This window comes from Bartonella sp. LB28NMGDW (genome assembly GCF_042194435.1).
GTDB classification, from domain to species: Bacteria; Pseudomonadota; Alphaproteobacteria; order Rhizobiales; family Rhizobiaceae; genus Bartonella; species Bartonella grahamii.
In genome coordinates this window covers 26,048-38,359 of the sequence record NZ_JBHIMX010000010.1, presented here as the reverse complement: position 1 = coordinate 38,359, position 12,312 = coordinate 26,048, and the positions used below count along the sequence as shown (strand labels likewise).

The window sequence follows — 12,312 nt, the reverse complement described above, 5'->3', positions numbered from 1 at the left end:
GTGAGTAAAAACTATACAAGAAAGGAAGGCGTGCCTCTTATGAATTATCTCAAGCACCAAGACCTGTCTTAACATTGGGTGCTAGCATATAAGGTGCTAGCATATAATATGATAGTACCGGTTTTCTTCTTCACAAGCATAAAGATATAGGGATGCTCAATGGCTTTACCGTTATACTATTCACAGGCGCCATTGCGAAATGGGTGTGACGAGCGTTGAGAGATGTTTCTTTAAAATAAGCCCGTGAATTAGCAACGCAAGTATATTCCATTTGAAACATTCTGTTTTATGTGAGAGCTGTGATACCATTAAAGAATGCTATAAACAAAAGCGTGAAGCAATGCACTATCTTCACTAGGAAACTCCTCTTCAAAACGATCTAGGAAAGATAGCAATCTACTATGGCTATAAACGCTATGATAGCTCCAGGATATCTATCACCCTATAGATTATTCTCAATATTATCATTGAAGAAACTTCTAATAGAATTGTACAAAAATTTTATAAAATAAAGTACTCAAACTAATCTAGATATTGGAAGATTTTTCCCCCATCACTGCCACAATAAGCCATTGAGCCGTAAGAGCTGGTTTTTTTAACTGTTCAATTTCTACCGTAACCCCATAATGGAAAACCACTCGACCAGAAGGGCGAATTTCTGCATCATCTAACACAAAACGCGCACGTACCCGTACCCCTGTTTTCACAGGACTCATGAAGCGTACTTTATCGAAACCATAATTAATCCCCATTGTGCTTCCCTCCAACTCTGGAAGAGCCTCATAAGCGAGCGTAGATAAAAGCGATAATGTTAAAAACCCATGAGCAATTGTGCCTCCAAAAGGTGTCTTTTTAGCCTTTTCCTCATCAACGTGTATCCATTGATGATCATCTGTAGCGCATGCAAACTGATTAATCATATCCTGTGTAACAAGACGCCACCCCGATAATCCCACTTCTTTCCCAATAAAACTGGTAACATCTTGTATTGCTATTTTTTGCTGCATAACGCTATTCCTATTTTACTTGATAAAAACAACCACCCCTCTTGCTTTTATAAAATCCATTGATTAGAGCATCAAGAATAAAAGATTAATTGTCTTAAAAACAAATGCACCTTATGAATGAGAAAAATTCTTTAGCAGAATAGTTTTCAAATGGGAAAAAAGAATGGCAAGCAATGTGAACCTAACAGGTTTAGCGCATGATTTAAAACAACGTGCAGAAAAGCATCCCCCCATCCGTATTGGACTGATTGGTTGTGGTGAAATGGGCACAGATTTATTATCAAGTATCGCGCATATGGATGGTATAACAGTCGCTGCAGTAGCCACTAGGACGCCGTCACGTATTTTTGATGCCGCTACAATAGCCTATGGCGAGGATGGACATGCCTGTGAAGTTGAAAATACTTATGCTCTCACGCAAAGCATTGAAAAAAATTTGATTGCAGCAACAGATGATATTAACCTTGTTTTACGTCATGAACAAATTGATATTATCGTTGATGCAACAGGCTATCCCGAAGCAGGAGCAGAAATTGGTATCAAAGCGCTTGAAAATAACAAACATCTTGTCATGATGAATGTTGAAGCAGATGTTACAATTGGCGCTTATCTCAAACATGAAGCAGAGAAACGAGGGCTCATTTATACACTTGGTGCCGGAGATGAACCAACTTCTTGTATGGAACTCATAGAATTTGTTTCAGCCCTTGGACATAAGGTTGTTGCAGCAGGTAAAGGAAAAAATAATCCTCTGCGCTTTGATGCTACACCTGATGCTTACGAAGAAGAAGCATTCCGGCGTAATATGAATGTGCGCATGTTGGTTGAATTTATTGATGGTTCCAAAACGATGGTTGAAATGGCAGCAATTGCCAATGCCACTGGACTTCTCCCCGATTGCCCAGGAATGCATGGACCACAAGCGGCGCTGCAAGATCTAAACAAAGTGCTTATCCCAAAACAAGATGGAGGCATTTTGCAGCGATATGGTATTGTAGATTATTCAACAGGCCAAGGTGTTTCTCCAGGTGTCTTTGTCATTGCAGAAATAGCGCACCCACGTTTACGCGAACGTATGGAAGATTTAAAAATTGGTCAGGGGCCTTATTTCACCTTTCACCGTCCCTATCATTTAACAGCAATGGAAGTTCCCCTCACCTGCGCACGCGTTATGCTTTATGGCAAAAAAGATATGGCTCCTTTTAGCCATCCCGTAGTAGAAGTCTGTGCTGTTGCTAAAAAAGATTTATATCCAGGTGATCAGCTAGACTTTATCGGTCTTTATACTTATCGCGCTTGGATAATGAACATCGCAGAAGCACGCGCTCACCACGCCATTCCTTGTGGTCTTTTAGAAAAAGCAACAGTAACAGCTGAAATTAAAAAAAACGAACTCATTACACTACATAATACTGCTATTCGTGAAGATCAATGGATTGCACGTCTTCGTGCTAAACAAGACCTTTTACTTCATTGCCCTTCTTCCGCTAAGCTATAAACACTCCTTAATTACCTCACTTAACAATATCTTTGCCTCACACAACAGAACAACCCAGAATGCACTTGTATCGCAAACACAAGTGTTTGTGTTTTAATAAAGGCATTTTTTAACGATGCATATCACCACTTCCCTCTCACAATATGGCGCGTAAATGCTACAATATAAACCACCCCATGATATGGCATAAGATTCATTGTGTATCACTATCTTTACTCTATAAAAATACAAACCGGCATCATCATTTATTTGGTCAATATTACGACAGCCCTTGGACCTTAGAGATGATTCATAAGAAGAATTTTTACTCTTTTTTTTAATAATTTTATCCATACACGAACGCAACTTGTGATACGTAAAAATACTTTTGATGGATTTAACATAAACAAATTTGAAATAATAATTTATCATTTTTCTTATTGCATAAGAGCTATGAATACAGGGATCTTTTTATTTTGTTCTCTTATAAAAAATCAAAAAATTTAAAAAGGATAAAATATGCCTTTGATGAATAATCTTCATATGAGAGAAGATAGACAATATTAAAAAGCTGATAAAGATAATGAGTATACTAACCTTATTACTAGAGAATAAACATAAACTGTAAAAAATCAGGTTACTCTATTTTGTAAAAAAACATAAATGTAGGATCTTGAACTTTAATAATGTTAATAAAACTATATTTAGTATTAAGAATAGTAATTTTTTATCCAATACAGTATAAATAATTTCAAATATTTATTTTTCAAAATCATGAGGCGAACAAAAAGATCATAGACTTTGTCGATGATCTTTTTACTAAAGTGTAGTGAATATTCCCCAAAGAGATATAACAGCACCTAATACATCCCCAACACATAAAGAAGCAAGAAGTGATAAAATACCTATTCCCCCCCAACAGGCTGCACCTGAAAAGGCAGCAGTTTTTTCAGCTTTCCCCAAAGCAATGCCATCTTGTTCCTCAACGCCTTGAATAACAGCTCTATCCACAGCTTTAATAGCTACATCTTTTTCTAGTGTAGAAATAGTAACTGCCATTCTCTCTTGAAATTGATTTTTTACAAAACTTGCATTTCCCTCTATAGTTTGTACAAAAAAGAGAATAAATAGTGTAAAAGTAAATGAACATACACGATTTTTAAATATTTTAAACATAGCTTTCTTTGCTCCTCTTTTCTTCACTGAAAAAATGAAAGAATATTCACATATATAAAAACCAAAAATTATATTTAATCATTTATATAATTGCACATAATAAAATATTATATGTAATTATATTATATAACACATTGTGTATTACATGTAAAGACATAAAACAGCAAATGATAAAAATAATTTATTCATTTTACACTATAATAACTAATATCTTAACAGTAAGATATTGTCATTGTTATTTATCTACTTCAAAATAATAAAAATTTGTCAAATTGCTTATTATAATAAAGATTAAAAAAATAAATTCATTTGAAAATTTATATAATAGAACTTTTATAAATAATTTAAAATGTAATTAAATTTTAAAGAACTATAACATTAAAAACCGCCATTATAATGATAATTATCATATATTATTTTCAATAAATATACAAATGAAATAGTAATTAATGGATTTTTATTATATCGCTCATCAATAAACTTGAAAATAAAATTGATAGCGAATAAAAAACTCGATATAAAACAAATATATCATAATAAATAAACATTAAAATATTGTATTATTTTTCTATAAAACAGTTATAAAATGTAAAAAGAAATTAAGATATCTATTTTCAAATAGAAAAGACGTTAATAAAATAATTCTCAACTTTTACTGATATATAAAGAAAAATAGCGCATAGCATCTTCAAAAGGTAATTCAGCCCCTTTATCTCATACAGCATAAAAACTCAAAATATTGACATTCAAACCTAACAAAACAAACGCATAAAATAAGTAAATCTATCAGATTTACAAAAACATTATAAGCAACAATAGAGCACCAACAAACTACCTAAAATTAAATAAAAAGAGAGTCATAAAAAATGAGATGATCCCCCAAAATACTGAAAAACAATTTTCTTTCTTAATTTTCATAAAGTTTATTCCATATTTTTCTTCAATATTGTAGAGCACAGCCCTATTTATATTTACTCTGTATTAATAAAAAAATTCTCTTTGAAATAAATTTTTGGCAATATTCACATAACTGTCTGCAATTTGTACAAAATAAATAATTGATCAAATGCTTGAAAGAAAAATGATATTAAATGATAAATTTACCAACCGATCATTTTAATAGCAGAATACTCATCTATAATAATAATTTATTGTTTTGCATGTTGAATGACAGAGCTGACTATTATAGGATTCTCTTAATTTTAACGCTGTTTATATTGAATTAATCAATATTCTTCGCTTTCAAAGCACAAAAGAAAACGATGTGTGTGTGTAAACACACTTGAAGAAAGGAAAATATCACTTATGAGATATTTTAAATATCAAGCGCGGCTAACACAGTATTGAAAACTGGAAAAGTGAATGGTGGAGCCCCTTTTTAATTTAAAAATGTAAAGATAGTGAAGTGCAATAGATTTTATATTATGAGGATTTACCATTATACCATTCACGAACAGTATCACAAAATAGGCTTGGATACCTTGAGAAAGGTTTCTTTAAAACAAGCGTATCAATGTGCAACACAATAGCGTTCTGTTTATCATGTATCCAACGGTATTTCTTCTTGAATCATCTTATAAACTCATCGAGCTCTCTGAGATTCAAGTTCATCTTACGTGAATTTTTCCCTTTATATTCATTTTTTCTCATGAACACTAAAGTCTGTTAAGACACTATCCAAAGTAAAATCAATCAAAAAAATTTCTATTCTTTTGTACTATACAGATACTTGAATTAAGAATTTAGAACTCCTGATTTCAACCAAAGTCTGTACTATTGCAACAATAGAAATAGTTTTGTTATCCTCGCTCCATAGTAAAAAGAAGAATATACAACTTACAGAAAAAATTGCGCTTTCAATAAACAATGAAAAAATTATTTTTCATTACATGATGTGAAGTATTTAATCTGTATGAATATTTACTTATTAAAAATGAGAATATGAATCAGAAAATCTTACCAAAGATAGCTATCTTTAGAAAGCTCGCCTCATATTACAAAAAATTTGAGTTGGCTTTGCTCAATAAAATCTTCACTATTGTTTGACAAAGCTCTCATTTTTATAGCATCCATATGTGATGTAAAAAGACGCCTATTTGCGTTTCTCTTATAGATAGATTAAATAGTGACAGCACTTTTGATCATTTTTTCTGTGTTAACTTCTCTTTTGGGCAATAATTTATGGTATCTGACACGCCTTTTCTCGCTCTTTTACCTTTGGGCGCACACGAATATCACGGAGAGCACCTTCCCTTCGAAACCGACTGGATCATTGCTGAAGCTTTTGCAAAAGCCCTCACTTTACAAACAAAAGAGCAATTTCATATAGCACTTTTACCGGTTGAAAAGATTGGCTATTCTATAGAACATATGGATGTTACAGGCACACAAACCCTTACCTTTTCTGATGCTATTGAGCGATGGATAAGCATTGGTGAAAACTGCTATCGCAAAGGAATAAAGCGTTTTCTTCTTCTCAATGCCCATGGAGGCAATTCACCCTTAATGAGCATTGTTATCACCGAATTACGGAGGCGTTTTTCAATGCTTGCGGTAGCAACAAGTTGGAGTCGTTTTGGCCTACCGCAAGGTTTAATGGCACCGTCTCAACAGCATCTTGATATCCATGGAGGATTTATCGAAACCTCTCTCATGCTCTATTTAGCACCCGAAAAAGTGCATATGGAGAAAGCAGAAAATTTTTATAATAAGCAAGCTGATATGATTGCCAACTATCAGTATTTACGCGCTTATGGTCCTCATGCCTTTGGGTGGACAATGCGAGATCTAAATACGCAAGGTGCAGCAGGAAACGCAAGCAAAGCAACACCGCAAGCCGGTGAAGCAATTTTCTCTCATGTTCTTTGTGGGCTTCGTGGTTTACTTGATGATATCAATCGATTTAAAATAAATACATGGCAATAAAGAACAATAAAAGGTCTCTCCATGGAAACAACACACCCCAAAAAACTTCCCGTTACGGTTCTCACAGGCTATCTTGGTGCAGGAAAAACTACCCTTCTCAACCGCATTCTCAGTGAAAATCATGGCAAACGTTATGCCGTCATTGTCAATGAATTTGGTGAAATTGGTATTGATAATGACCTGATCATTGAATCAGATGAAGAAATTTATGAAATGAATAATGGCTGTGTTTGCTGCACTGTGCGTGGTGATCTTATTCGCATTCTGGAAAGTCTGATGCAACGTTCTCATCGATTTGATGCGATCATTATAGAAACGACAGGACTTGCAGATCCCGTTCCCGTAGCACAGACCTTTTTCATGGATGATACGGTCCATGAAAAAACAGCTCTCGACAGTGTGATCGCGGTCGTTGATGCAAAGCATTTGCCCTCTCAACTGAAAAAAAGTCGTGAAGTTGAAGAACAAATTGCTTTCTCTGATATTGTTCTCTTAAATAAAATTGATCTTGTCAGCGAAGAAGAACGTGCACACGCGCAATCGCTCATTCTTGCAATTAATCCCAGAGCCATAATTTACGCAACAGAGCGCGCTAACATCCCTCTTGATAAACTCCTCGATCGAGGTTCCTTTGATCTCCAACGCACTTTAGATAATGATCCCCATTTTCTTGACCATCAGCACGCAAACCATGTCTGTGGTCCCGATTGTAATCATGATCATGTACATCACCACAAATCCACCATTCATGATATTACAATAACCTCTGTAAGTTTAAAAACAGGTGCCCTTCAACCAGAAAAATTTTTCCCATGGATTCAACAGATCACGCAACAACAAGGTCCTGATATTTTGCGTTTAAAAGGCATTATCGCATTTCAAGGAGACGATGATCGTTATGTCATTCAAGGCATACACATGATCCTTGAAGGACAGCACCAACGTCCATGGCGTGAAGATGAAAAACGTGAAAGTCGACTTGTTTTTATTGGCCGTACCCTTGATGCCGAAAAACTGAAAACCGGTTTTGAAAATTGTGCATAAGCGAGTAAAAATGCCAAGCATTACCAATTACAATTTACAAAATTATTGTCTTTCCTGCGGTTTTATTGATAATAAACCAGCTTTTGTCTCGGTCGAAGGTTTCATTGTTTTTTTAAACCCAATCCCACAAAACATTGAAGTTCACCAAGGAATAATTTCTAGCCATTTTTCCCATGATAACACAGCTATCATTACAGGTGGAGAAGACGGAAAGGTCTGTCAAACAACAGTAGATGGTCATACAAAAGTACTGGGCAAACAGGAAGGCAAATGGATAAGCAATGTTGCATTTGGACCACGGAAAGTTTTTGCTTTTTCCTCCTCACGTTTCGCATTTGTGGATGTTGGAAAAGAAAGACAAGAGCTCACACATGAACGCAGTGTAGAAGGCCTCGCTTTTGCCCCAAAAGGTTTACGACTTGCCGTTGCCCATTACAATGGAGTTACTCTTCATTGGTTATCAACGCAAACATCTCCCACCACATTGGTCTGGAAAGGAGCACACTTTGGTGTCACCTTCTCACCAGACAACCGCTATGTCATTTCTACCATGCAAGAAAACGCCCTCCATGGCTGGCGTCTCACTGATAATCAGCATCTCCGCATGAGTGGCTACCCAAGCAAAGTCAAAAGCTGGTCTTGGAGTGCGAAGGGAAAATGGTTAGCAACATCCGGTGCATCAGCAGCCATTGTCTGGCCCTTTCATACAAAAGATGGCCCCATGGGAAAAACACCATTAGAACTGGGCACACGAGCAAATGCACTTGTCAGCACCGTTGCATGCCATCCAAGCAAAGAAATTGCAGCAATAGGCTTCAATGATGGAATGATTTTGTGTGCACATTTTCACGATGGAAAAGAAGTTCTTCTAAAAGGCTATGGAAAAAGCGCCATTTCAGCGCTCAACTGGGATCAGACAGGGCACAACCTTGCCTTTGGTAGCGAAAATGGTGAGTGTGGTATTATCAACATCTCTGTTTAAGAAAACAACAACAACCATCACAGCTAAGATAGCCGCACAATCCTCCAGAAGCAATTGCGCATAAAACCCATCTTCCTCTCTAAAAAATAAGAGAAGATTTTAATAAAGTAAAAGGCAGCATTTTCTACTGCCTTTTTATAAAAGGACATACCATACTCTGTCAAAAAAGATGGCGTAAACCAGCTGAGAAACTCGCTCCAGAAAAACCAACTTTCTTAAATTTATGCTGATAAGTTATATCTCCATAAAGAGAAAGTTTTGAAGAAAGACGCGCATTAAAACCAAGCCCTGCTTCCAAAGAAGAACCAAAAAAACCTAATTGGAAATCGTTTTTAAAAGAAACAAATTGCTTATCTTCAAAACTATGCAAATAAGAAAGCTTACTATAAAAAGAAATGGCACGTCCCTTTTCAGAAACATTAAGTGTCTTGCTTAAACGCCCACCAACACGCCCCACCCATTGATGAAATTTTCCTAAATCAACATCAATATTATCAACATCATGTGCCGGATTAAACTGAAGATGCTGATAAACAACCTGAATCTGCGGATCAAAAACAACACCTTTATACCCTGTTGCAAACGTTCTGCCACTTGTTAAAGAACCGCTAAACTGTTTACCCTTTAACGCTACAACCTTGCCCCGTGCTAGTGTCAAAACATCTCCCTTAAAAAGTCCATACGATAATACCCCATCGATATAAAAACCCGTATCATGCTGTAAACTTCCATAAGCAGCAACGGACCATTTATCAAATGGACTCTTTTTGCTTTGTTCAACATTTAGAGGATGGAGAGAGAGGTTTCCATAAGTTCCCGTGACCCCAAAGAATGTGCAACTCTCTGAACTCTCAATTTCTTTCAGCAAAACGCCTGCTTCCAGTGCACTATAATCAAGTTCTGCTCCATAGCCATATTCAAAAGCAGAAAGATTTGAAGCATAGTGGTAGCTTCCACCATAACCACGGATAAAAAATGCTGGATTTTCATCACTTTTCAAAGAACCTCTAGAATAGCTTCGTATTGCCTCCAATTTTTTATTTTGAGAGGCAAAATCCATCAAGCCGGCATGGAATAACGCATTTGGTAAAAGGAGATAAGTTGGCAACTGTGGGACAACCGCCCTAATTCCCATTTCGGGCTGAATATCAGGCTTAACAGGAACAGGCGAAGTGGGGACAGGATCTGTAGGTATAGGATCACTTAGATCAGAGGGCGCTGACGGAGAAGGTGTTGGTGTAATAGGCACAGAGAAAGAAGATGAAGGATCTGTAGGTACAGGATCACTTGGATCAGAGGGCGCTGACGGAGAAGGTGTTGGTGTAATAGGTACAGAGGAAGAAGATGAAGGATCTGTAGGTACAGGATCACTTGGATCAGAGGGCGCTGACGGAGAAGGTGTTGGTGTAATAGGTACAGAGGAAGAAGATGAAGGATCTGTAGGTATAGGACCACTTGGATCAGAGGGCGCTGACGGAGAAGGTGTTGGTGTAATAGGCACAGAGGAAGAAGATGAAGGATCTGTAGGTACAGGGTCACTTGGATCAGAGGGCGCTGACGGAGAAGGTGTTGGTGTAATAGGCACAGAGGAAGAAGATGAAGGATCTGTAGGATCTGTAGGTATAGGACCACTTGGATCAGAGGGCGCAGACGGAGCAGGTGTTGGTGTAATAGGTGTAGGTAATGGAGTGGGAACAGGGTCTGTAGGTGTAGGATCTACCGGCGCAGAAGGTGAAGGTGGAATAGGTAAAATTGTAGAAGAATCTTGTTTAGGACTAATATAAATACCCTCGAGACGAAAATCCCAAAAGTCCCGATCTCCTGCAACTAATCTATTCATAGGATCTGCTTTTCCAAAAGAAGAACTTGGGCCATAAGCACGAAGACGATATTGATAAGGCAAACCATTTATTGCAGTATAATCGCCCATTAGTTTAAAAGAATCTTCACGCGCATATCCAGAAACTTGGATAAGTGAAATACTGTTGCTTCCTTCACCGCTTACTTCCTTTTCTGAAGTTTTGGAAAAATTTTCCATCACGAGCAGTGTAGTGCCGGAAACATCTCCATCGATCAAAATACGATCGGTTTTTTGAGAATCAAACAAACCATCATCATTCAAAAACGTACTGAGCTTAATCTGAACATTACCCTCCGCATTGTATGCCTCCTTGTATCGTTCATTCCCGATACGCAATGTTTGATAACCGCTGGATACATCCCGATTGAAAATAAATGTACTATCAGAAAGACTCACAGATGAAAGTGATGAATCTGTAAAAACAGAACCCTGCAAACCTTTATATTTGCTTTTTGTGAGATACCAAGTAGAACCACGCGTTAATTCTAATCTAGCAGTAGAAGTATCTTCAACGTGCACACCCCCTGTAAGGGAAGAAGCGCTTGCTTTAATAGATATAGAAGAGTTCTTTTCAGCTTTTAATAACAAATCACCAGAGATCTTTGTTGCTTCTGATAAATCAAGAGAAACACTAGCTCCATAACCGCCCTGCCCAGTAACATAAATAGCTGTACCATCTGGAACTGTGAAAGTTGTCTGTTTTAAACGAACAGATGCCTTTCCCATAGTGATTCTTGGCTCTTTTGAAACACCTTTTTGTCCATAATATTCGGCCACTGTGTTTGGATCTAATAGATTAAAATACAGACCATAAGCCCCCTTTCCCTGCACAGAAATATTTGAGCTCTCAATCTCAATATTTGTCTTCTTAAAAGCGTCTGATAGATCATAATTATGAATAGGCTGGCCTCTACTATTTACAAAAGCTGAAAAATTTTTAACCAAAAAGCCATGCATATCATTAAGCACAATAGAACTATTCCTCAATTGAACAGCGCCACCTTGAAATATGTCAAAAGCCTCTGGTAATTTATCGACACTTTCATTATCAACTATAGAAGTGTATTTTTTCCCTTTTCCCTCAATCGTCATGTTATCGAGAAGATATCTCCCCCCAAACTTTGTTGAAAACGCGCCAATCTCATTAAAAGTAACAGTGCTACCTGACATCCTAACAAATGCATTAAGACCACTTACAATCCCTATACCATTCGCATTCAAATTGTCTGGTTTAATCTCAACATTGACACGAACTAAAGCAACATTCGCCTCTTTCCCCGATGCATAAACAGCGTGCGAAGTTCCCTCAATCTTCCCGTCATTCATCTGAATAACTCCATTTAGAACACGAAGACCGGGGATATCCTTAAAATTTGAATCCGTTAGAATAAGCTTTCCGCCATCTTGTACGAATGCACCATATTGAGATATTTCATCTGAATTATCACCCGTAACAGTTATACGAGACGCATTAACAATTGTGCCTTGCTTTCCTACATATATAGCTGCAATAGGCGCAGCTTCCTGAGAATTTTTTAAGTAATAAACTTTATCTGCGAGAAAGTGTGTTTTTCTATCATCGCATCTATAAAATGGAGCCTCTGGATCACATAAACTTCCAGCAGCTTCAAGATGGAAAATTTGCAAAAAATAAAGAATAGCTGTTGTAAAAGTGCATAAAAATGTATGATTATAAAATACATTAACCATCATTCTTCATTACTCATATTTATCAAAGAATAACAATCATATAATATATAGTATAAACTTCATAAAATAAATATACAATAAATAATTAATTTAGTGATTAATATAATGCTTATATACTTATATATAAATT

At 36.5% G+C, this 12,312-nt stretch carries 7 protein-coding genes; 4 read left to right on the top strand and 3 right to left on the bottom strand.

Translation table 11 applies throughout. The annotated features are described in order from the left end of the window. Positions 1-527: 527 nt before the first annotated feature. Positions 528-1,007, bottom strand: coding sequence for a MaoC family dehydratase (locus ACFIKG_RS06770; protein WP_273723586.1), 480 nt, complete (start codon positions 1,005-1,007; stop codon positions 528-530). A 163-nt stretch (positions 1,008-1,170) separates the two neighbouring features. Here ACFIKG_RS06770 and ACFIKG_RS06765 point away from each other — a divergent pair, with 163 nt between their 5' ends. Continuing rightward, positions 1,171-2,505, top strand: a complete 1,335-nt coding sequence (locus tag ACFIKG_RS06765) for an NAD(P)H-dependent oxidoreductase (protein WP_375626655.1) — start codon at positions 1,171-1,173, stop codon at positions 2,503-2,505. 798 nt (positions 2,506-3,303) lie between these two features. On the opposite strand, the gene ACFIKG_RS06760 is transcribed toward ACFIKG_RS06765, so the two are convergent. Continuing rightward, complete coding sequence (locus tag ACFIKG_RS06760; RefSeq protein ID WP_375627322.1) at positions 3,304-3,660, bottom strand: hypothetical protein; 357 nt, start codon at positions 3,658-3,660, stop codon at positions 3,304-3,306. A 2,181-nt stretch (positions 3,661-5,841) separates the two neighbouring features. Between ACFIKG_RS06760 and ACFIKG_RS06755 the strand changes: the two genes are divergently transcribed. Genes ACFIKG_RS06755 through ACFIKG_RS06745 form a run of 3 tightly spaced genes read left to right on the top strand, consistent with a single transcriptional unit; the run spans position 5,842 to position 8,611 of the window. Continuing rightward, positions 5,842-6,585 (top strand): creatininase family protein, encoded by a 744-nt coding sequence (locus ACFIKG_RS06755; protein ID WP_375626651.1) that lies wholly within the window; start codon positions 5,842-5,844, stop codon positions 6,583-6,585. 21 nt (positions 6,586-6,606) lie between these two features. After that, on the top strand, positions 6,607-7,629 hold the full coding sequence (locus ACFIKG_RS06750; RefSeq protein WP_375626649.1) for a CobW family GTP-binding protein: 1,023 nt from the start codon (positions 6,607-6,609) through the stop codon (positions 7,627-7,629). Between the two features lie 10 nt (positions 7,630-7,639). Beyond that, a complete protein-coding gene (locus tag ACFIKG_RS06745; RefSeq protein ID WP_375626647.1) occupies positions 7,640-8,611 on the top strand; it encodes a WD40 repeat domain-containing protein in 972 nt (323 codons plus the stop codon). Between the two features lie 160 nt (positions 8,612-8,771). Here the strand turns inward: ACFIKG_RS06745 and ACFIKG_RS06740 are convergent, their stop codons facing one another. After that, on the bottom strand, positions 8,772-12,182 hold the full coding sequence (locus ACFIKG_RS06740) for an autotransporter outer membrane beta-barrel domain-containing protein (RefSeq protein ID WP_375651966.1): 3,411 nt from the start codon (positions 12,180-12,182) through the stop codon (positions 8,772-8,774). Between the last annotated feature and the right edge of the window lie 130 nt (positions 12,183-12,312).